The 21320-nt window shown below is 72.4% G+C and carries 17 protein-coding genes; 1 reads left to right on the top strand and 16 read right to left on the bottom strand.

What is annotated here, in order from left to right:
- Positions 1-91 precede the first annotated feature (91 nt).
- Positions 92-814: a phosphatase PAP2 family protein gene (locus tag ABT137_RS19400; protein WP_502984540.1), complete on the top strand. Its 723-nt coding sequence runs from the start codon at positions 92-94 to the stop codon at positions 812-814.
- A 7-nt stretch (positions 815-821) separates the two neighbouring features.
- Here ABT137_RS19400 and ABT137_RS19395 read toward each other — a convergent pair whose 3' ends face one another.
- Genes ABT137_RS19395 through asnB form a run of 16 tightly spaced genes read right to left on the bottom strand, consistent with a single transcriptional unit; the run spans position 822 to position 21319 of the window.
- Complete coding sequence (locus tag ABT137_RS19395; protein WP_351710360.1) at positions 822-2147, bottom strand: glutamate-1-semialdehyde 2,1-aminomutase; 1326 nt, start codon at positions 2145-2147, stop codon at positions 822-824.
- 7 nt (positions 2148-2154) lie between these two features.
- Positions 2155-2706, bottom strand: coding sequence for a dTDP-4-dehydrorhamnose 3,5-epimerase (gene rfbC, locus ABT137_RS19390; protein ID WP_351710358.1), 552 nt, complete (start codon positions 2704-2706; stop codon positions 2155-2157).
- Positions 2703-3935 (bottom strand): polysaccharide pyruvyl transferase family protein, encoded by a 1233-nt coding sequence (locus tag ABT137_RS19385; RefSeq protein ID WP_351710356.1) that lies wholly within the window; start codon positions 3933-3935, stop codon positions 2703-2705. Before ABT137_RS19385 ends, rfbC begins: the two co-directional genes overlap by 4 nt.
- Positions 3932-4879, bottom strand: a complete 948-nt coding sequence (locus tag ABT137_RS19380; RefSeq protein WP_351710354.1) for a glycosyltransferase family 2 protein — start codon at positions 4877-4879, stop codon at positions 3932-3934. The genes ABT137_RS19385 and ABT137_RS19380 overlap by 4 nt, the downstream gene beginning before the upstream one ends.
- On the bottom strand, positions 4876-6183 hold the full coding sequence (locus tag ABT137_RS19375) for a hypothetical protein (RefSeq protein ID WP_502984539.1): 1308 nt from the start codon (positions 6181-6183) through the stop codon (positions 4876-4878). Before ABT137_RS19375 ends, ABT137_RS19380 begins: the two co-directional genes overlap by 4 nt.
- Positions 6180-7463, bottom strand: a complete 1284-nt coding sequence (locus tag ABT137_RS19370; RefSeq protein ID WP_351710350.1) for a DUF4910 domain-containing protein — start codon at positions 7461-7463, stop codon at positions 6180-6182. Before ABT137_RS19370 ends, ABT137_RS19375 begins: the two co-directional genes overlap by 4 nt.
- Complete coding sequence (locus ABT137_RS19365; RefSeq protein WP_351710348.1) at positions 7451-8476, bottom strand: NAD-dependent epimerase/dehydratase family protein; 1026 nt, start codon at positions 8474-8476, stop codon at positions 7451-7453. The genes ABT137_RS19370 and ABT137_RS19365 overlap by 13 nt, the downstream gene beginning before the upstream one ends.
- 3 nt (positions 8477-8479) lie before the next feature.
- Positions 8480-9127: a PIG-L deacetylase family protein gene (locus tag ABT137_RS19360; RefSeq protein WP_351710346.1), complete on the bottom strand. Its 648-nt coding sequence runs from the start codon at positions 9125-9127 to the stop codon at positions 8480-8482.
- Positions 9124-9918, bottom strand: coding sequence for a sugar phosphate nucleotidyltransferase (locus tag ABT137_RS19355; RefSeq protein WP_351710344.1), 795 nt, complete (start codon positions 9916-9918; stop codon positions 9124-9126). Before ABT137_RS19355 ends, ABT137_RS19360 begins: the two co-directional genes overlap by 4 nt.
- Positions 9915-11150 (bottom strand): class I SAM-dependent methyltransferase, encoded by a 1236-nt coding sequence (locus ABT137_RS19350; protein WP_351710342.1) that lies wholly within the window; start codon positions 11148-11150, stop codon positions 9915-9917. Before ABT137_RS19350 ends, ABT137_RS19355 begins: the two co-directional genes overlap by 4 nt.
- Positions 11147-12388 carry a glycosyltransferase gene (locus ABT137_RS19345; RefSeq protein ID WP_351710340.1) on the bottom strand — a complete coding sequence of 414 codons (1242 nt, stop codon included), beginning with the start codon at positions 12386-12388 and terminating at the stop codon, positions 11147-11149. Before ABT137_RS19345 ends, ABT137_RS19350 begins: the two co-directional genes overlap by 4 nt.
- A 2-nt stretch (positions 12389-12390) precedes the next feature.
- Entirely contained in the window at positions 12391-13626 is a 1236-nt protein-coding gene (locus tag ABT137_RS19340) for an O-antigen ligase domain-containing protein (RefSeq protein WP_351710338.1), read from the bottom strand.
- A 1-nt stretch (position 13627) separates the two neighbouring features.
- Entirely contained in the window at positions 13628-15169 is a 1542-nt protein-coding gene (locus tag ABT137_RS19335) for a right-handed parallel beta-helix repeat-containing protein (protein WP_351710336.1), read from the bottom strand.
- Between the two features lie 7 nt (positions 15170-15176).
- Positions 15177-17168 (bottom strand): alginate lyase family protein, encoded by a 1992-nt coding sequence (locus ABT137_RS19330; RefSeq protein ID WP_351710334.1) that lies wholly within the window; start codon positions 17166-17168, stop codon positions 15177-15179.
- A complete protein-coding gene (locus ABT137_RS19325; protein WP_351710332.1) occupies positions 17165-19366 on the bottom strand; it encodes a bi-domain-containing oxidoreductase in 2202 nt (733 codons plus the stop codon). Before ABT137_RS19325 ends, ABT137_RS19330 begins: the two co-directional genes overlap by 4 nt.
- Before the next feature lie 18 nt (positions 19367-19384).
- A complete protein-coding gene (gene asnB / locus ABT137_RS19320; protein WP_351710330.1) occupies positions 19385-21319 on the bottom strand; it encodes an asparagine synthase (glutamine-hydrolyzing) in 1935 nt (644 codons plus the stop codon).
- Between the last annotated feature and the right edge of the window lies 1 nt (position 21320).

Here is a 21320-nt window from a genome sequence, read left to right as displayed (position 1 = left end):
ACTGTACCGTCGGCCCGGACCGGCCATCCGCCTGACGCGGGGCGGCTATGGTCGCCGGAAGGGGGTTCGGACACGACGGGGGGGGCTCACGTTGGATCGTCTGGCAGGAGCGGCCCCGGAAGCCGGCCCGGTCCGATCCGCGGCGGGCGTGCTGCTGCCCCGGGCGCTGCGCGCGTGGCTCTGCCCGGTCGCGGCGCTCGCCGCGCTGGCGGTCGTCGCACTCGGGGTCCGGTACGCCGGACACAGCGAGCCCGGCCGGGTGGACAGGTGGATCGTCCGGCCGACGGCGGACAGTGTGCGGCCGCCGTGGCGGCACGTCGCTCTGGCCCTGGACTTCCTGGGGGAACCCGCGGGATCGGCGATGGTGATCGTGGCCTGTGCGGCGGGCTGCCTGCTGCTGCGGCGTCCCCGCGCGGCGGCGCTCGTCGTGGTCGGCTCCGGTCTGACCGTGGGGACGACGACGCTGCTCAAGCACCTGGTGGGACGCACCATCCACGGCCCCGGCAACCTGTCCTACCCGAGCGGGCACACTGCCTTCTTCACCGCGCTCGCCCTCATGGCGGCGCTCCTCGCGACCGGCCGGCTCGGCCTCGGCAGGGCGGCCGGCGCGTCACTCGTGCTCATGGCGGCGCTGGTCGCCGGCGCCACCATGGGCTGGGCGGAGGTCGGCCTGGGCGCGCACTACCCGACCGACGCCCTGGGCGGCTGGTGCACCGCGCTGGCGGTGGTACCGGCGACCGCCTGGCTGATCGACCGGACGGCCGACCGGACGGCCGCGCGGAGGTCCGACGTGGCGCAGCGGGCGCCCCGCTGACGTCAGATCACGCCAGGCGCCGGAACACGGGCTTCACCGCTCGCCCGGCCAGCCAGGCGGTGGGGTCGGCGGCATCGAGTGCCTTCCGGTACACCGCACATGCCTCGGCCACCACGTCGACGGTGCGGTCGATGTCCGCGTCGTCGAGTGCGCTGCTCACCACGAACGACGGGGCGAGCACCCCGCCCGCGAGGAGCCGGCGCAGGAACAGCGTGCGGTACCGCTGCGACGGTTGCAGGTGCTCGTCGAGGGTGGCGAAGACCAGGTTGCTGGCCCGGCCCCGGACGACGACGTGGTCGCCCACGCCCATGGCGGCCGCGGCGTCGCGGACCCCGGCGGCGAGCCGTTCGCCGAGGGCGTGCAGCCGCGCGGTGACGCCCTCCTCGACGTAGGTGGTCTGCACGGCCATCGCGGCCGCCAGGGAGTGCGTCTCCGCACCGTGCGTGGTGGACAGCAGGAACACCCGGTCGCCGGAGTCGCGCAGCCCGCCCCGCTCCATCAGGTCGCGGCGCCCGGCCAGCGCGGAGACGGCGAACCCGTTGCCCAGCGCCTTCCCGAACGTGGAGAGGTCGGGGACGACGCCGTACAGGCCCTGGGCACCCGCCTCGGACCAGCGGAAGCCGGTGATCATCTCGTCGAAGACCAGTACGCAGCCGTGCCGGTCGGCCAGCTCGCGCAGGCCGGCGAGGTACCCGGGCGGCGGCTCGGAGTGGGTGGCGGGTTCCAGGATCAGGCAGGCGATCTCGTCCGGGTACCGGGTGAGCAGCTCCTCCGTGGCCGCCAGGTCGCCGTAGGGGAAGGACACGGTGAGCTCGGTGGTCGCCGCCGGGATGCCGGCGTTCATCGGTGTGGTGCCGATGAACCAGTCGTCGACGGAGAAGAACGGGTGGTCCGCGCAGAGGGCCACCCGCGGGCGTCCGGTGACCGCGCGGGCGAGGCGCACCGCGGCGGTGGTGGCGTCGGAGCCGTTCTTCGCGAACTTCACCATGTCGGCGGTGGGCACGGTGGCCAGGAAGCGTTCGGCGGCCTCGACCTCGACGATGGACGGCCGGACGAAGTTGCTGCCGCGGCCGAGTTCCCGCCGCACCGCCTCGAGCACGCGCGGGTGGGCGTGGCCGAGGCTGACCGACCGCAGGCCGGACCCGTACTCGATGTACCGGTTGCCGTCGACGTCCCACACGTGGGCACCGCTGCCGTGACTGATGACCGGGGCCAGGTTCTCGGGGTACTGGTCGTCGCCCTTGGCGTAGGTGTGCGCACCCCCGGGGATCATGGCGTGCAGCCGCTCGTTGGCTGTCCGCGACAGGGGCAGGTCAAGCACTTCGGTGTCCACGGGGACCTCAGCTTTCTCTGTGCTTCAGGACCTGGGCGAGGCTCGGCGCCTCCCGGTCCCGTTGGGACATCAAGGCGACCGGCAGCGGCCAGGGGATGGCGAGCTCGGGGTCGTCGAAGGCGATGGTCACGTCCTCGGCCGGATCGTGCGGGCGGTCGATCCGGTAGGAGGTGTCGGCGGTGTCGGTCAGTGCCTGAAAACCGTGCGCGCATCCCGCGGGAATGTAAAGAGTTGGTTGTGATTCTCCTGTGAGTTCAAAGGAAACCCAATTGCGGTAGGTCGGAGAATCCGGCCGCAGGTCCACGACGACGTCGAAGATCCGCCCGTACGAGCACCGCACCAGCTTGGCCTCGCCGGCGCCGGAGCGCAGGTGCAGGCCGCGCAGCACACCCCGGACCGAGCGGGACACGCTGTCCTGGACGAAGGCGTTCGGGTCGAGGCCCACCGAGCGGACCACGTCGGCGTCGAAGGTGCGGCAGAAGAAGCCGCGTTCGTCGGCGTACGGCGTCGGTTCGAACAGGAACGCGCCCGCGATCTCCGGGACTTCGGTCGCTTTCATGGAGACTCCTGCCGGGCATGGGTGTGGTGGGTGGCGGGGAACACGGCCGTGGTCAACGAGCCGAACTGGTCCTCCAGTTGGCGGGCGGCGGCCAGGTTCCGCTCGACAAGGGTCTCCCGCAGTTCGGCCGATCGCTTCTCCAGCGTCCGGAACTGTTCGAGGAGCCGGTCGGCGTCGACCTCGCGCGCCGGGTGGCAGTACGCGCCGAGGCCCATCCCGGCCATGAGCGCGTCGCTCTTCGCCGCATAGCTGAGGGCGAGCACCGGCGTTCCGGTCTTCAGCGCGCAGATCAGGTTGTGGTAGCGGACCGCCACCACGGTGTCGGCGGCCGCCATCTCCGTCATCAGGTCGGCGAGTGACGTCGGTTCGGCGGCGGTGACCAGCGGTGAGTCCACCGCGTCGAGGATCGCCTCGACCACGGTGGCGTCGCACCGGTCGCCGGTGAGCAGCCGGACCGGCCTGCCCTCCTCGACCAGCACGCGGACGAACCGGATCGTCCCGTCGAGGTAGCGCCGGTAGATCTCGTCCGCCCGGGCGCGGTCGTCGTTGCCGCCGTGGAAGTCCATGACACCGACGCAGACCGGGCCCGGCGAGCTCGACGGCGTGCTCACCGGCGGCGTCGGCAGGGAGAAGGCGAGGTCCGGGTAGACCTCGTCACGCGCGGTGTCCACGCCCATCGCCCGCATCGCGTCCCGGGACTGGGCGTCCCGGTAGGACCGGTACGCGGCGAGCCGCGCCGACCAGCGCACCAGGGCCCGGGTGGGCCGGTTGCGGATCTCGGCGGCGCCGACGCTGACCAGCGCGACCCGGGTGCCGAGCAGCCGGCCGCTCGCGCAGAGCAGGAACAGGGAGTACGGGAAGCCCCAGGGCCGCAGCGGCAGGGTGGCCTCCAGGACGCCCATGCCCGGCACGATCACCACGTCGTGCCGGCGCACCCAGGCGGCGGTGCGGAAGACGTCGACGAGTTTGCCGAGCCCCTTCGCCGCGATCGCGCCCGCGCGTGACGCGGTCCGGTACTCCGTGCGGTTCCAGTGCAGCCGGGTGGCGGGGATCCCGAACCGGGCCGTCACGGCCTCGGGCCCGCCGCACAGCGCGTCCACGGCCGCGTCCGGGTGCTCGGCACGAAGGTAGCCGAGGACGGCCTGGAGCGACCCGTCGTTGCCGAGGTTGCCGGAGCCGAGCAGGCCGAACACCCCGACGCGCACCGGCGTTCCGTCCGCGGACGTCATCGCTGCCTCCCCTCACGGCCGGCGACGAGGGCGTCGACGGAGACCGTGAGCAGGGCCGGGTCGACCGGGGCGCGGTCCTCGACCCGCTCGCCGGCGCCCGGCCGGACCCGGCTGGTCATCCAGGCGGCCAGGTGGCGGTAGCAGGCGCGCCGGTCGGCCGCGGACAGCGGCGCCCGCCGGATCGCCGAGGCGAAGCCCCAGACGTACTCGGCGAGCAGCCGGGGCGTCGGGTGCAGCAGGCCTGCCCGGCGCGGGTCCAGGTTGACGCACCGGGAGCGCTTGGAGGGGTTGGCCCGCTCGGCGCGGGTGGGGTGGTCGCGGCGGAAGTAGAGCAGTTCCGGGACCTGGTGGAAGGGCCCGTGCAGGGTGATCTCGGCGACGAACGTGCGGTCCGCGTGGTGGTAGCTGTCCATCGGCTTCACGCGCCGCAGCATGTCGGCGCGCATCACCCCGTAGAAGTCGTCGCCGCCCGGCTCGAACAGCAGGCTGCGGAAGCGCTCCGGCGCGTGCGGCGAGTCGGTGGCGAGCGTGTACTCGTAGGGGACCGTCACCTGGCCGTCGCCGTCGATGACCGCCTGGCCGGTGTGCGCGAGGATCAGTTCCGGGCGCTCGTCCAGGGCCTCCACGCAGCGCCGCAGCAGGTCGCGGCCGTAGAGGTCGTCGTGCGAGGCCCACTTGAACAGTTCGCCGCGGGATTCGGCGAACACATGGTTGTGGTTCGGCGTGGCGCCGATGTTCCGGGGCAGCCGGTGGTAGCGGATGCGGGAGTCCTGCGCGGCGTACTTGCGGCAGATGTCCTCGGTCCCGTCGGTCGAGGCGTTGTCGGAGACGACCAGTTCGAAGTCCTCGTAGGTCTGGCCGAGCAGGGCGTCGAACGACTCGGCCAGGTACTCCTCGCCGTTGTACACGGGCAGGCCGATGCTCAGCCTGGGTCGGTCGGTCATGCGGTCCTCACTTCGGGGATGGGATTGCGGTGGCGCTCGCGCAGGGCGGACCGCAGTTGCAGCCACCACACGGCCGAGCCGCTGAGGGTCGCGGCGGCGACACCCCAGGCGGAGCCGGCCGTGCCGGCGACGGCCGCGCCACCGAGCCCGCCGCCGACGTAGCAGGCGGAGGCGAACAGCTGGCAGCGCAGGCTGCGCCGGGCCGCGCCGAGCGCGCGCAGCCCGGCCGCCGCGCCGGTGCCGAGGCCCGCTCCCGCGACGCTGAGGGTGATCTGCACGATGAGGTGCGAGGAGGAGCGCCAGACGTCGCCGAGCGCCAGTTCGCCGAGCCGGTCCGGCATCAGCAGCAGCGCCGAGCCCCAGAGCAGCGCGCCGGCGGCCTGCCCGCCGCCGAGGAGGAGGCAGAACCTGCCCAGTTGGTGCGGGGCCTGCCGCAGCACCCGGGCCGCCTCGGGGACGGTGACCAGCGAAAGTCCCATGAGTACGGCGAGGAACGGGCCGAGCAGGAGCTCGGCGCCGCGCACCGCGCCCACCGCGCCGACCCCGACGATCACGCCGAGCCCGTACGCCCGCACCTGGCTGGCGCCGCTGAGGCTGACGTTCTCGACCAGGTACCGGTAGCCGAGGTCGCGCTGTTCGCGCAGCCAGCCGCGCGCCTGGGTCATCCGGGGCCGGATGCCGGACTGGAGGTAGCCGTATCCCGCCGCCACCGTGGCGGACGCGCCCCAGGCGAGCACGAAGGCGGCCACGCTGTCCACGTGGGCCGCCACCACCATGGCCGGGACGAGCGCGATGCCCCACACGACGTCGTTGACGAACGCCTTCCGCCCGGCGCCGGCGGCGAAGAACGAGAACCGCCAGGCGTCCTGGAGCAGCAGCCCCGGCAGCATGAGACCCAGGGCGGCGAACGCGGGCCCGACCCGGCCGCCGAGGCCGAACCCGGCCGCCAGGCACACCACGCCGAGGGCCGCGCCGACGCCGAGGGCGGTGCCCGTCGAGCGGGCCACCGCCCCGCGCCAGGACGCGTCCGGCACGCCGCTGAAGCGCACCACGAGCGGGTCGGTGGCCAGGCCGCGGGAGACGTTGAGCACCACGCCGTAGGTCACCCAGGCCAGGCTGAACACGCCGAACGCGGTGACCCCCAGTGACCGGGCCACGTAGATGCCCACCGCGAAGTTGCTGATGCTGGAGGCCGCCTGGTCGGCCAGCCCCCAGGACAGCCGGCCGACGAGGGCCCGCTTGGCGGACCGGGCCGGTGGCGCCGTTGTCCGCTGATTCTCCCCCTGGGTGGTCATGGGCGTCATTCCTTGACCAGGTCGGCGCCGCGCAGGGCATCGGCCGCGGCGGCGACGGTGTCGAACGGCAGCCCGGACCGCTCGGCGACGTCCAGCAGGCTGTGCTCGCCGTCGGAGAGGTTGAGCACCCAGAGCATGGCCATCTGGGCCTGCTTGGTGTCGCTGCGGCCGCCGAGCGCGTCGTACAGCCCGCGCCGGCCCAGCTGCGGTTCGCCGTAGGGACTGAGGTTCACGTACCGCCGGTTGCGGTCGAGGACGGCGAACGCCTCCCGGCAGACGGCGAGGGTGTCCGCCATCGCCGCCGGGGAGACGAAGTCCAGGTTGTCCGCCGAGGTGTGGTACTCGGGGTAGCCGGCGTACGGGGTCCGGGTGAGCGAGCCCACGCCCAGGTTGAACCCGGGTGAGCAGAACTGCCGCTCGTCGTAGCCGTACGGAGTGAACTCGGAGACGCGGTGCGGGCGTTCGGACGCGGTCAGCACATGCTGCAGCACCCGGTCGATCTCCGCGTCGCCGCGCCTGCTCTGCTTGTACGTCAGTTGGCCGGGGTCCCCGGCGCAGGCCAGCACAAGGCCGTGCTTGACGCGGTCCACCCGCTCCGCGTTGCGTCCCAGCCAGGTGATCGCCCCGATGGTGCCGGGCGCGAACAGGAACCGGTAGGTGTAGTACGTCGGCTGCTCCGCAAGGGCCCGGGCCAGATACGTCGCCACCGCGATGCCGGCCAGGTTGTCGTTGGCCAGCGACGGGTGGCAGACGTGGCAGGAGACGATCACCTCGTCGGGGACCTGCCCGGGGACCACGTACTCGGCGTAGGTGAGGTGGCCGTCGGCGAGGGTGGAGTCGATGCGCACCTCGTACTCGCCGTCCGGCATGGCGTCCAGGGTCTCCTGGGCCAGGCAGAACCCCCAGTCCGGCTTGTAGTAGCTGGTGCGGTACGGCACCCAGGACGGGTGGTCGGGCAGGGTGTGCAGGTGTCCGCGGAGCTCCGCGAGGGGCATGGTCGCCGACACCGGCACGCTGTAGCCGAGCACGTGCAGGCTGGACGCGGCGAAGTCGACGACCCGCCGGCCCGCGGAGTCGGCGATGTACGCGTCCCGGATGTTCCACTCCTGCGGCACCGTCCAGTCGAGCACCTGCGTCCCGGTCGGCACCTCGTGCACCTGCAGCGGGATGTACTCCCCGACGATGTCCAGGGTGGCGCGCACACCGTCGCCGGTGATGCTCCGGCAGAGCGGGTACATCCGCTCCACCAGCGCGTACATCTCCTCGCTCACGTCGGTCACCGGCGCCACCTGAGGGTGTCGTCGACGGTGCCGGCGTCGGACGCCGCGCGCAGCACGGCGAGCCGGGTGTAGCGCTGCTCGAAGTCCTCCCGGGTCAGGTCGAACTTCCGGTAGGCGTCGGCGAGTTCGAGCGCGCCCCGCTTCACCGTCCACTCGCAGTCGAAGCCGGGAATCGCGGCGCGGAACCGGGCGAAGTCCACCCGGTAGGACCGCGGGTCGGCGCCGGTCTCCCCGGTGATCACCACCTTGGAGCCGGCCACCGCCTCGGCGACCTGTCCGGCGATCTCGGCGACCGTGACGTTGTTGACCTCGCTGCCGATGTTGAACGCCCGGTCGTGCACCGCCTCGCGCGGCGCGGCCAGCGCCGCCGTGAAGGCCCGCGCGATGTCGGCGGCGTGCACCAGCGGCCGCCAGGGGGTGCCGTCGGAGAGCACAAGGACCTCGCCGGACAAAAGGGCATGCCCCACCAGGTTGTTCAGCACGATGTCGGCGCGCAGCCGGGGCGAGAAGCCGAAGGCGGTGGCGTTGCGCATGTACACCGGGGTGAAGTCGTCGTCGGCCAGCGCGTGCAGGTCGTCCTCCACGCGCACCTTGGACTCCGCGTACGGCGTCACCGGGCGCAGCGGGGCGTCCTCGGCCACCAGATCGTCACCGCCGGCGGCGCCGTAGACCGAGCAGGTCGACGCGTACAGGAAGCGCCGTACTCCGGCGTCGCGGGCCAGCCGGGCAAGGCGCACGGACGCGTGGTGGTTGATGTCGTAGGTGAGTTCCGGCGCCAGTGAGCCGAGCGGGTCGTTGGAGAGCGCGGCCAGGTGGATCACCGCGTCCACCCCGGCCACGTGCTCGGCCGTGACGTCCCGCAGGTCCACCCGGTGCCCCGGCGGGTCCTCGGGCCGAGGGCCGAGGACGCAGTCGGCGAACAGGCCGGCGTCGAGGCCGACGACCTCGTGCCCGGCGGCCGCGAGGACCGGGGCCATCACGGTGCCCAGATAGCCCTGGTGTCCGGTCAGTAGTACGCGCAAGGTTCAACCCCCCAGGTTGAGCGTGAGTTTGGCGACGGCGAACGCCTCGGCGTAGCGCGCGTGGCATTCGATGCCGCGGATCCGGGCCAGGCCGAGGAAGGCCTCCCGGTCGTACCAGGGCCGGTGCCGCTGCGAGGGGTAGTGCTCCTGCAGCAGCCGCACCTTCTGCTCGGCGGTCTCCGTCGCCAGCGGCTGGTAGGCCGCCGGCCGGCCGAGGTCGCCGTCCCACTTGACGATCTCGTAGCCGAGCACGAGGTGGTCACGGAACGCGGTGGTCATCAGCTTGGCCAGGCCGCGGTGGTCCTGGTGGGCGTCGTCGGTGCGCGGCGCGAGGACCAGGTCCGGGTCGGTCCGCTCGCGCAGCTCCTCGACCGCGGACTTGGCCTCCTCCCAGTGGGCCGGGAACCGGCCGTCCGGCAGCTTGTGCACGGTCAGCCGCAGGTCGGCGCCCGGACAGAAGGCGGCGAGCGCGGCCTGCTCCTCCTGCTCGCGCTCGCTGCCACCGCCGGTGAGCACCAGCGCGTCGACCCGGACACCGGGCCATGCCTGACACAGCGTCAGCAGCGTGCCGCCGGCGCCGATGGCGATGTCGTCGCAGTGCGCGCCCACCGCGACGATCCGGTCAGGACGACCGGCCCCGAGCCGGATCACGCTCTCGCTCCGGCGGTGTCCCGCTCCCACACGGCCCACGGACGGTCGCCCCGGACATAGGCGGCGTCGAGCGCGGCACGCTCCTTCACGGTGTCGGTCGGCTTCCAGAAGCCGCGGTGCTGGTGCGCCACCAGCCGCCCCCGCTTGGCCAGTTGGGCGCACCCGTCGGCGACCAGGTCCCCGTTCTCCGGTATGTGGTCGAAGACCTCCTGGCGGAGCACGAAGTAGCCGCCGTTCTCCCACAGCGGCAGTTCGCTCACCGCGGTGATGCCTCCCACCAGGCCGTCCTCGCCCAGCTCCACGCAGTGGAACGACGACTGCGGCGGCACCACCATCATCGACGCCCCGGCGTCGCGCGCGGCGAACCGGTCGATCATCTCCGGCAGCGGGGCGTCGGTGAGCACGTCGGCGTAGTTGGCGAGGAACATCTCGTCGCCGTCCAGGTGGTGCCGCACCCGGCGCAGCCGCTCCCCGATCGGCGACTCGATGCCGGTCTGCGCGAACGTGATCGTCCAGTCGGCGATGTCGGTGGACAGCAGCTCGGTCCGCCCGCCCCGCAGGACGAAGTCGTTGGACGTCGTCTCCTCGTAGTTGAGGAAGAAGTCCTTGATGTGGTGGGCCCCGTACCCGAGGCACAGGATGAACTCCTTGTGCCCGAAGTACGCGTAGTAGCGCATGACATGCCAGATCAGCGGTCTCGGGCCGACCATCGCCATCGGTTTGGGCACGTCGTCGGAGGTTCCGTTGCGCATCCGCATCCCGTAACCGCCGCAGAACAGGACGACCTTCATGACTTCACCTCGACGATGCTCAGTTCCGGGATGGGAAAGACGAGCCGGCCGCCCCACTCGTGCACGAAGGACAGCTGCTCGACCAGTTCGGCCCGCAGGTTCCACGGGAGGACGAGGACGAAGTCCGGCTTGTCGGCGGCTATCCGATCGGGCGGCAGGATGGGGATGCGGGTGCCCGGGGTGAACCTGCCGTGCTTGTACGGGTTGCGGTCGACGGTGTAGGCGAGCAGGTCGGGGCGGATGCCGCAGTGGTTGAGCAGGGTGTTGCCCTTGCCCGGGGCGCCGTAGCCGACGACCGTCTCACCGCGCTCGGCCGCCTCGATGAGGAACCGCAGCAGGTCCCGGCGCACCTTGGCCACCCGGGCGGAGAACTCGGCGTACCCGGACAGCTCCTGGAGCCCGGCGGCCTTCTCCCGGTCCAGGACCTCGGCCACCCGCCGCGTCGGCTCGCCGGCCGCCTCGGCCGGACGGGCCCACAGCCGGATGGAGCCGCCGTGCGTGGGCAGCAACTCGACGTCCACGAGCGCGAGTCCGCCGCTCGCAAGGGCTCGGATCGCTGAAGCCACCGTGTAGTACTGGAAGTGCTCGTGGTAGATCGTGTCGTACTGGTTCTCCTCGATCAGGGTCAGCAGGTGCTGCACCTCGATGGAGACCCAGCCGTCGTCGGCGACCAGGGCGCGCAGCCCCTGGGTGAACCCGACCACGTCGGGGATGTGCGCGTACACGTTGTTGGCCACGACCAGGTCCGCCGGGCCGTGCTCGGCCCGGACGGCCGCGCCGGTCTCCGGGGAGAGGAACTCCGTGAGCGTGGGCACGCCCGCCGCCCGTGCCGCGCCGCCCACGTTCACCGACGGTTCGATGCCGAGGCAGCGGATCCCCTGGTCCACCACGTGCCGCAGCAGGTACCCGTCGTTGCTCGCCACCTCGACCACGAAGGCGTCGGGGCCGAGCGGGAGCCGCTGTACGGCGTCGGCGACGAACGTGCGCGCGTGCTCCACCCAGGAGGTCGAGTAGGAGGAGAAGTACGCGTACTCCTTGAACGTCTCCTCCGGCGTGATCAGCGGAGGGATCTGCGCGAGCCAGCAGTCGGTGCAGACCCGCAGGTGCAGCGGGTACGCCGGCTCCGGATCGTCCAGTTGGTCCGCGGCGAGAAAGCTCTCACACGGCGGCGTCGCCCCCAGGTCGACGACGCTCGCCATCGCTTGCGAGCCGCAGAGTCGGCATCGTGTCATGTGCTGTCCCCATCCCCCCTGCCCGCGCGGGTATCCCCGCCGCGAGCCTGTGCCGACCGCCCCGCGATCGCGGTGCGGTACTCCTCCTCCAGGCGCTCCAGGCCGACGGCCGGGCTGAATCCCTGCTCGTAGCGGCGGCGGGCCGCCTGGCCCATCTCCCGGTTGCGGTCCGGTTCGGCCGCGATCCGGCGTATACAGGACGCGAGCGAGCCCGCCTCGCCGGGCCGGTGCAGCAGCCCGGTGACCCCGTCCTCGACGAGTTCGACGAAGGCGCCGTGACCGGCGGCGACGGTCGGGACCCCGGCCGCCATCGCCTCCACGACCACCAGGCCGAACGCCTCCAGCCACGTCGAGGGCGCCACCACGGCGACCGACCGCGCGACGGCCTTCCGGCACTCCGCCGTGTCCAGCAGGCCGGCGTAGCGCACGTCGTCCCGGCCCGCCGCCCAGGCGGTCACCTCCGCCTCCAGCGGGCCCGTGCCGGCGATCACGAGCGGTACGCCCACACCGCCGCTCGCGGCGATCTCGTCCCACGCGGCCATGAGCAGCCGTACGCCCTTGGCCTCCGCGAGCCGGCCGAGGTACAGCACCTGCTCTCCCCCGCCTTCCCGGCACCTGCCCGGGTCGGGAACGAAGTTGTGCTTCACCGCCAGCCGCTCGGCCGGCATGCCGGACCGCACCAGCACGTCGCGCTGGGCCGCGGAGATGCAGAGGAACCGCTCCACGCCGGACCACCACCGCCGCCGGTTGGCCGACAGGCTGACCGCGAGCGGCACCGTCGCGAGGCGGGAGTTGCGGTAGCAGCCGTGCCGGACGGCGGGCAGTGGTGCGGAGCCGACGCACTCGGTGCACGGCCGGCCGTCCCGCTGCAGCGTGCCGGGCGGGCAGACCTGCGTGTAGTTGTGCAGCGTGGCGACGGCGGGCACCCCGGCGTCGGCGCACGCGGCGAGGACCGCGGGCGACAGGAGCGGGAAGACGTTGTGGACGTGCACCACGTCCGGCCGCTCGGTGCGCAGCCGGGCGGCGAGTTCGGTACGGACCGCCGGGTTCCACGGCACCAGGAGCGGCACCGCGACCTTGCCGAGGAGGGACCGGGCGGCGATGTCGTCGCTGCGCCGCTCGAACACGCCGACCCGGTGACCGGCCGCGCGCAGCAGCTCCACCTCCTGGTCGACGACCTTGTTCTCCCCGCTCGGCTGTGCGGAGCCGTAGCGGTTGTGCACCACGAGGACGTGCATGGTCAGGTCACCTCCGATCGTCTGGGGAGTTCGGGCGTCGAGAGGGGTGTCGCCGCGGCGGGTGCCGCCAGCAGCGAGGCGGCCAGGGCCAGGTGCAGCAGATACGGCGAGGCGTCGCCGAGACCGGCCTCGGTGTACGAGGCGATGGCGCAGTAGCTGATCAGGAAGATCGCGCAGGCCCGCTGCAGCGACGGCGGCCGCAGCAACGCGACGCCGCCCAGCACGAGGATGATCACCGCGACGAGGGTGACGCCGACCAGACCCTGCTCGTTGTAGACGGCCAGCCAGCTGTTGTCGATCGGCAGCCCGCCGTACGACTTGTCGCCCAGGCCCACGCCGAGGAACTTCTCCGAGGTCGTCCGGGGCGCGGAAAGCAGGGCGTCCCAGACCTTGGCCCGGCCGGTGAGGCTGGAGAAGTTCTCCTTGCTCTGTCCGCGCAGGAACCACGTCTGCAGGGCGGAGGCGAACCCGACCGCGGCCACCGCGCCGACCAGCACCGCCCAGGTGAAGAACCGGCGGGCGGCCGCGCTGGTCAGGACGAGCGAGCCGATCGCCAGTGCCAGCCCGAGGAGCAGGCCGAGCGTGGCCGTCCGGGTATGGGTCAGCGCGAGCAGCACGAAGGACGGCACGATGACCACCGCGGCGCTCATCCGGTCGGTCCGGCGGCCCAGCAGGAGCAGCGCGGTGAGCCCGATGATGACCGCCGCGTACTGCCCGATCTGCGGCGGGGTGAGCGGCCACAGCGCGCCGACCAGGCGGCCGCCGTAGAGGTCGGGCAGGGCCGCGCCCGGTGAGACGACGAGGCCGGCGGCCACCGATCCGAGCACCGCGAAGTACGCCCGGATGTGGTACCGGACGAACGTCAGGCTGCCGTCCCACCAGCGGCTGAGCAGCCACAGGGTGCCGACGAAGAGCGTCAGCCGGAAGCAGCGGAACAGCGCGCCGAACCCGGACTCCAGGTTCGCGCTGGAGATCACGCTCGTCACCAGCAGCAGGGTGAGCAGGAGCAGGTAGGCGCTGGGCCGGATGCGCAGCCGCAGGTTGACCACGAGCGCCAGCGCGAACGCGGCGACCAGGGCGCCCATGGTGACCATCTGGATGAGGGAGCGGGGCAGCGGGACGATGGTCTTCGCCCCGGCGGAGCCGAGCGTGTTGAGGACCAGGAGCCCCCAGACGACCCCGACGGTCCTCGGGGTTCCGGCGCGGCTCGGTTGTTCGGCGCCGTGTTGTCTCTCCATCTCAGCCACCGGCCCCTGGGTCGAGGGTGCTACCCGCGTCCTGCCGGTAGTCCGTGCCCTGCCACTCGTCGAAGTCGAGCACCCGGCTCGGGTCGTAGGCGACGAACTGCCACGGTCCGAGGTAGACGTTGTGGTGCCAGTGGTTGTCCTGCTCGTGGGTGATCGCCTCGGCCACCTTCTCGCCCTTGTACGGCGACCAGTCCGGATAGGTCCCGTAGTTGGACAGCACCGCCATGCGGTCGCACATCTCGGTGCACTTGACCACGGACTCGTCGAGCACGAACCGGTTGTCGTGGATGTCCACCCGCTGGGTCTTCCACCGGCAGTCGGCGTAGAGCGGTGCCTTGTCGATGGCCGGCCTCGCGCAGCGGCCGGCGTTCTTCACCAGCAGCGTGCAGTCACCGGACGAGGTGTTGGCCGGACTGTTGCAGAACCGGTCGGCGTTCTCCCACAGGGTGATCCCGGACCAGTTGTTCTCCAGCACGTTCCGGTAGATCTCGATCTTGTCGGTGCGGGCCCGGATCCGTGGTTCCCCGCCGGACTCGGAGAGGTAGACGGTCGCGTACGGGAAGTTGTCCCCGCGGTCGGCGTACCTGCGGCCCTCGACCCAGTTGTTCCGCCGCATCGTGTTGTTCCGGATGACCGCGTTGTAGCTGGTCTCGTAGATCAGCGCGGCACCGTCGTTGGCGTCGAGCACGTTGTTCTCGATGAGGAAGTCGTTGTTGTCGGTGTCCGCCCACAACCCGGCTCCGCGGTTGTCGTGCACCCAGTTGCCGCGGATGTCCGCGCCGTCGACGGCCCAGAACTTGATGCCTCCGGTGCAGCCGCAGCCCTGCTGCCGCCGTTCCCAGTCGTCGGTGTTGTTGCCCACGATCTCGTTGTCCTCGACCACCAGGCCGCTGATGCCGCCGCCGCCCTTGTACGCGTTCATTCCGTACTGTCCGTTGTCGCGCAGGCAGCTGGCGCGGACCTTCTGGTGGGCACCGGCCATCAGCCCCGCCCCGGAGTTGTCCTGGATCGTCGCGTGCTCGATGACCCACCCGTCGGCGGAGTCGTGGTTGACCACGCCCTCGTTCTGCGGTGCGGCGAAATGCTGCACGGTCAGGTAGCGGATGGTGACGTCGGGCGCGGTGCCCGCGAACGCGTACTGGTTCTTCTTCCCGCCGTCGAGCACCGCGCCCGGCGCGCCGAGGTAGCGGTCCCCCTTCTTGGGGATGACCTGGGCGTAGCGGTCCGGGGCGAGCCGGTGCTTGCCCGGCCGGAGCCAGAACGTGGTGTTCGCAGGGTTGTTCTTGGTCTTCGCCGCCAGGTCACCGACGACCGCCGGGTCGACCGTCACCGCGCCCGCCGGCGCCTTCGCCGGCCCGGCCGCGGGGTTGGCGCACACCCGGGCCACGGCTCGGGCCGCGGACGTGGACGTGGACGGCGCGGCGGTCGGCTCCGCTGCGCCGGCGCCCGACGTGCTGTCACAGCCGGTCGCCGTCAGCAGGGCCAGCGCCAGCGGTGCCGCCGCCAGCGCCCAGTGCCGCCTCTTGATCACCACGTGCCCCCTAGCCGCCGAACCTGAGCACGGTGGTGAACCCGCCCGCGCCGTCGGCGGGGCTGGTGCCGGTGCCGATCAGCGTCGTGGTGGGTTCCTTGCGCCCGAAGCCCGCGGAGTACCAGCCCAGCGGCGGGTCGGTCTCGCCGCGGTGCGCCCGCCAGGACAGCTGCCCGGGCAGGTCGAGCACCGCGGAACGCCCCTCGCCGTCCCGGATCCAGGTGAGCACCGCCCGGTTCCCGACCAGGTCCGCGGCGATCTCCGGACCGAGGTGGAACGCCAGCCGCACGGCCCGGCGCGGGCCGCGCACCTCGTCGACCACCTTCAGCTCCCGGCTCGCGGCCGTCAGCTCCACCCGGCGGCGGTGCACGGAGCCCTGGTACCCGTCGTGCTCGGCACACCAGCCGGCCACACCGTCGCCGGACGGCTCCGCGGTCAGGACGCGGGTGCGGGCCTGCCGGGTCCACAGGAACGGGCCGCCGGACACGGACTGGTCGATGCCGTCCAGTTGCAGCGTGTTGTGGCCGAGGGTCGACCGGAAGTACTGCCGCCACACGGGCTGCCCGTGGTAGCAGAAGGTCCCCGGGTCGGCGAGCACGTCGACCCCGTCGTGCCGGACCTCCACGGACAGCGCGTCCGCGTGGGCGTGCGCGGCGATGGACAGGAAGCCGTGCGGACCACCGTCGCAGCGGCACCAGATCTCTTCCGGACCGCGCAGCACGGTGAGCCCCGCGTCGGCGAAGTGGGCCGGCCGGTGAGCCGGGCGGGCCACGGCCGGTGCGGTTCCGGCACCGGTTCCGGTTCCGTCTTGCGGGTACGGCCGGATGAGCGCGGCCAGCAGCGGGGTGCGCACGTCGGTGCCGGTCACCTCCGGCCACCAGGCGAGCCGGCCGAACACGGCGTCGCCGGTGGCAAGCAGCGAGGCCCAGCGTTCGGTGCCCGCGCCGTCCACGACCAGGCCGTGCCCGTCGTCCGCGTCCCCCTGGCGCGGCGGCCGCAGCCGGTTGTCCACGACGGCCGCGAGCGCGTCGGTCATCCGCAGCAGCACCAGCCGGACGGACGCGGGGAGCGGCACGCCCGCGGCGTCCGCCTCGGCCACCGCGGCCAGGCCCAGTTCCAGCACGAGTCCGTGGTACTCGGTGGCCAGCTCGCGGTTCAGACCGGAGGCGAAGGTGTTGCTCCGCAGGTGCCGCTCCAGCGAGCGCAGCGCGTCGGCCCGCCAGCGCCCCGAGGCGGGGAACCAGCCGAACGCGCAGGCCGCGGCGAACTGCCCGGCGGCCTCGGCGATGACGTGGTTGTTCGCCGAGGACCCCCGGCTGGGGAAGGCGGCCAACCAGCGCTGGTGGTGCCAGATCTGGTTCAGCGCCACCGGGTTGTCCTCGAACAGCCCGGCCGCGCCCGGCCAGTCGTCGAGCAGCCGGCGGATCCACACCCAGGACAGCAGCCGGATGCCCAGCTCGATGCCGCTGATCCAGTGCACGCCCCGCAGCGGGGGGTTGGCCGTCCACCACGACCGCAGGTGCTCGGCCACGCGCTCGGCGTACCGCTCGTTCCCGGTGACCGCGTAGGCGGCGGCGAGGACGGTGAGGTACTGGTGCCGGGACGGCTCCCAGATCTGCTTGATGTCCCCGACCACGTCCTCGTTGCGGTACGGCACGTCGAAGGCGTAGCCCCACGGAGCCCGGCGCCCGGTCTTCGGGTCGCACCACCAGTCCGGGTCGGTGAGGTCGTCGCGGACCACCCCGAAGTACTCGACGTGCCCGTACATCAGCCGGTCCGCCTCGGCGACGAGACGCTTCGCGGCGTCCGGTGGCACCGCGGCGATCGTCCCGGCGGGCAGGACCGCGGTGAACCGGGCGCCGGTCACGCTCGGGCAGTCCGGCCGGTCGGACCGCCACCGCCGTCTGCGCACCGTGTCGCCCACCCGGCCCGCGACCTCCCGCGGCCCCATCCGGGACAGCCGTCGCAGGTACCAGCCTGCACTCCCCGAGATCACAGTCATCGGGCCCGCTCCAACGTCACCGGCGCGCCGGCGGCCAGGGCGCTCCGCACGGCGAGGGTGGCCGCCGTGGTGGCGACCAGCGACTCCAGCGGCACCGGCATCGGCCCGCCGGTCCGAACAGCCTTGATGAACGCGGCCAGTTCGGCGCTCTGGCCCTTGTCCCGGGCCTTCGGCAGCCGCGAACTCACCCAGCGCTTGCGGCCGTAGACCGAGGCACGGACGAAGTCGTCGAGCTTGAGCACCTTGCCGTCGGCGAGGAGGTCCAGCGTCTCCTTGGGGAAGCCGGGCGCGCCGGTGGTGACGTAGCTGATGGTGGCCGTGGACCCGTCCGGGTAGCGCAGCAGGACCTGAAGGTCCTCGTTGCCGGACGGGGCGACCGCGTACACCGAGACCGGGTCGGCATCGAGCAGCCAGCTCGCCGTGTCGACGAAGTGCCCGCCCTCGCCCTCGAACCGCGAGCCCTCGGTGCCCTGGCGGAGGTACCAACTGCCGTGCTGCAACTGGCCCGCGTTGACCAGATAGCGCAGGCTCGCCGGTCCGGTCCGGGCGCCCAGACGCTCCTTGGCCTCCGTCAGCAGCGGTGCGAAGCGGCGGTTGAAGCCCACCTGCAGCCGGTCGTTGCCGGACTCCTCCACCGCCGCGAGGACGCCGGCCAGTTCGTCCTCGGTGAGGGCCAGGGGCTTCTCCACGAAGACCGTCTTGCCGGCCAGCAGTGCCTTGCGGGTCAGTTCGGCGTGCGAGCTGTGCCGGGTGACCACGAACACCGCGTCGATCGACGTGTCGCCGAGCACAGCGTCGAGGTCGGTGGTCGCCTCGGCGAAGCCGAACTTCCGCTGTGCGTTGGCCGCGGAGAGCGCCGTCGTGGTGACGACGGTCGCCAGCTCGACGCCGTCGCGCTGGGACAGGTGCGGCAGCAGCATCGACGTCGCGTAGTTCCCCGCGCCCACGAACGCGAGACGCACCGACGAGTTGACGGCCCGGGCCGGGGCGGACGCTCCCCCGCCGCGGCGCACCGCGGGCACGGCCACCGACGGGGCCTCCGCCGCCCCTTCCGCCACCCGTTCTTCCGCCGGCTGTTCGGGGTACCGGAACAGCACGGCCACGGCCTTCAGTTCGCCGTCCTTGAGCCGCCGGTACGTGTCGACCGCGTCGTCGAAGTCGGCGACGTGGGAGACCAGGGGCTCCACGTCGACGCTGCCGCGGGCGACGAGGTCGAGGAAGCACGCCAGGTTGCGGCGCTCGGTCCAGCGCACGTAGCCGATCGGATAGTCGCGCCCCTCCAGCTCGTACTCGGGGTCGTAGCGGCCGGGGCCGTACGAACGCGAGAACCGGACGTCGAGCTCCTTCTCGTAGTACGCGTTCCACGGCAGGTCCAGACGGCACTTGCCGATGTCGACCACCCGGCCGCGGTCCCGGCAGAGCCGGGCGGCCAGCTCGACGGGCTGGTTGCTGCCGCCGCCGGCGGCCAGGTACACCTGGTCCACTCCGTGCCCGTCGGTGAGTTCGGCGACGGCGGCCTCCACGGCCGCGGACGCGGGGTCGCCGCAGGCCACGGCGCCCAGGCGCGCGGCGAGTTCGCAGCGCGTCGGGTCGGGGTCGGCGCCGACGACGCGGACTCCGGAGGCGGCCAGGAGCTGGACCACCAGCTGCCCGATCAGACCGAGGCCGATGACCAGGGCCACCTCGCCGAGCTGCGGCTCGCCCTGGCGGACGCCCTGCATCGCGATCGACCCGACGGTGCCGAAGGCGGCGTGGCGCGGCGCGAGGCCGTCCGGCACCGGGGTGTAGAGGTTCTTCGGCACCCAGTTCAACTCGGCGTGCAGCGCGTGCTCGTTGCCGGCGCAGGCCACGAGGTCGCCGGCCTTCACGTCGTCGATGCCGGCACCGACCTGCTCGACCACTCCGCACAGCGAGTAGCCCAGCGGTGTGTAGGAGTCCAGCTTGCCCATCACCTTGCGGTAGGTGGCGGGCAGCCCGTTGGTGGCCACGCTCTGCATGACCTTGGCCACCTGGTCCGGCCGGGAGCGGGCCTTGCCCAGCATCGACATGCCGGCCTCGGACACCTTCATGAGCTCGGTGCCGGTGGAGATCAGCGAGTAGGCGCTGCGGACCAGCACACCGCCCGGCTTGCACCCCGGTACCGGAACGTCGAGGACCGCCAGCTCGCCGCTCTTGTAGTTCTGCACAACCTGCTTCACCCGAACTCCTCTGAATTCCTAAGCGGTCAACCGAGTGCTCTGGCCGGACCCAGCGGTCGCGTCGCGATACCAGTACTCGAGGGTCAGTACGTGCCACAGATGCTTGGAGAAGTCCCGCTGCCCGGCGGCGTCCTCGGCGACCATGCGCGCCAGCGCGTCGCGGCGCAGGAACCCGGACCGCACGAGCAGGCCGTCCTCGACCACCTCGCGCACCAGCGGTGCCAGGTCCCGGCTCATCCAGGCCCGCAGCGGGGCGCTGAACAGGCCCTTGGGCCGGTACACGATCTCCCGGGGCAGGACCGAGGTGGCCGCCTCCTTGAGGACGGCCTTGCCCTGCCGTCCGACGATCTTGCGGTCGCCGGGCACCGCGAACGCCGCCCTGACCACCTCGACGTCCACGTACGGCACGCGCACCTCGGTCGAGGCCGCCATGCTGGAGCGGTCCGTGTACGTGAGGTTCAGGCCCGGCAGGAACATCCGGGCGTCGGTGAGGCACATGCGGTTGACGAAGTCGTCGAGGTCGTTGTCCTCGTAGACGTCCGCGTGCTCGGTCAGCACGTCCTCGACCGTCCCGGCCAGGTCGGGATCGAGCAGGGCGAGCAGCTCGTCCTGGTCGTACATGGTGTAGCTGCGCCGGAAGGCGGTCTCCTCCGGCAGGTCGGCGAAGGAGAGGAACCGCTTCGCGAAGCGCACCGACCGGTACCCGCGGCGGCTCGTCGCGACCGGCAGCCGGTCCACGGCCGCGGACACCCCGCGCCGCAGGGGCCGCGGGACGCGCTGGTAGCGCAGCGCGATCAGGTTGGCCAGGTGCTTGCGGTACCCGGCGAACAGCTCGTCCGCGCCCATCCCCGAGAGCATCACCTTCACCCCGGCCTCACGTGCGGCCATGCAGATCAGGTAGGTGTTGATCGCGGCGGGGTCGCCGATCGGCTCGTCCAGGTGGTACGTCATCTGCGGCAGCAGGTCGAGCACGTTCGGCGCGATCTCGATCTCGTGCAGGTCGACGCCGAACCGCTCGGCCACCTGCCGGGCGTAGCGCAGGTCGTCCGGCATCGCCTCGAACCTGGCGTCCTCGGCGCGGAACCCGATCGTGTAGGCGGAGATCCCCGGCTGGTGGCGGGCCGCCAGCGCGGTCAGGTAGCTGGAGTCGAGGCCGCCGGAGAGGAAGGTCGCCACGGGTACGTCGGAGAGCAGGTGGCGCCGGGTCGACTCCTCGACGATCGCGGCCAGGTCCGGCCGCTCCCCGGCCAGGGCCCGCTCCCGGCCCTCGGCGGCGACGTCCTTCAGGCTCCAGAACCGGCCGCGCTCCACCCGCCCGTCGGGCCGGCACCTCAGCCAGCTCCCCGGCTCCAGCTTCTCCGCCTCGCGGAACGCGCACCGGGAGTCCGGCACCCAGTAGTACAGCAGCGAGGCCACCAGCGCCGCGTCGTCCACCTGCAAGGACCGGCCGGTGGCGACGGAGAGCGCCTTGAGCTCGGAGGCGAACACCAGGCCGCCGCCCCGCCGGAGCAGGAACAGCGGCTTGATGCCGAGCTGGTCGCGGGCGAGCACCAGGTCCCCGGTGCGCTCGTCGAAGACGCCGAACGCGAACATGCCGCGCAGCCGGGGCAGACAGTCCGTGCCCCAGCGCCGCCAGGCCTCCAGGAGCACCTCGGTGTCGGAGGTGCCGCGGAAACGCACCCCGGAGGCTTCCAACTCGGCCCGGAGTTCGGGCGCGTTGTACAGCTCGCCGTTGTACGTCAGGACGAGGCCGTCCGAGGCCATCGGCTGGGCGCCGGTGTCGGACAGGTCGATGATGGCCAGCCGGCGGTGCCCGAGGTGCACTTCGCCGTCACCCACGGGGTGGCTGTACCGGCCCGACCCGTCCGGGCCGCGGTGGGCGAGGGTGTCGGTGAGCCGGTCGGTCACGACCTTTCCGTCCGGCCAGCGGTACGTACCTGCGATGCCACACATG

Source organism: Streptomyces sp. NPDC001980 (assembly GCF_040296885.1).
GTDB lineage: Bacteria > Actinomycetota > Actinomycetes > Streptomycetales > Streptomycetaceae > Streptomyces.
This window is presented reverse-complemented; position numbering and strand designations above follow the sequence as displayed.

Excerpts from the sequence above, each read along its gene's own strand:
- rfbC (WP_351710358.1), bottom strand. The coding sequence starts at position 2,706 with ATGAAAGCGACCGAAGTCCCGGAGATCGCGGGCGCGTTCCTGTTCGAA.
- ABT137_RS19385 (WP_351710356.1), bottom strand. The coding sequence starts at position 3,935 with ATGACGTCCGCGGACGGAACGCCGGTGCGCGTCGGGGTGTTCGGCCTG.
- ABT137_RS19380 (WP_351710354.1), bottom strand. The coding sequence starts at position 4,879 with ATGACCGACCGACCCAGGCTGAGCATCGGCCTGCCCGTGTACAACGGC.
- ABT137_RS19375 (WP_502984539.1), bottom strand. The coding sequence starts at position 6,183 with ATGACGCCCATGACCACCCAGGGGGAGAATCAGCGGACAACGGCGCCA.
- ABT137_RS19355 (WP_351710344.1), bottom strand. The coding sequence starts at position 9,918 with ATGAAGGTCGTCCTGTTCTGCGGCGGTTACGGGATGCGGATGCGCAAC.
- ABT137_RS19350 (WP_351710342.1), bottom strand. The coding sequence starts at position 11,150 with ATGACACGATGCCGACTCTGCGGCTCGCAAGCGATGGCGAGCGTCGTC.
- ABT137_RS19345 (WP_351710340.1), bottom strand. The coding sequence starts at position 12,388 with ATGCACGTCCTCGTGGTGCACAACCGCTACGGCTCCGCACAGCCGAGC.
- ABT137_RS19340 (WP_351710338.1), bottom strand. The coding sequence starts at position 13,626 with ATGGAGAGACAACACGGCGCCGAACAACCGAGCCGCGCCGGAACCCCG.
- ABT137_RS19330 (WP_351710334.1), bottom strand. The coding sequence starts at position 17,168 with ATGACTGTGATCTCGGGGAGTGCAGGCTGGTACCTGCGACGGCTGTCC.
- asnB (WP_351710330.1), bottom strand. The coding sequence starts at position 21,319 with ATGTGTGGCATCGCAGGTACGTACCGCTGGCCGGACGGAAAGGTCGTG.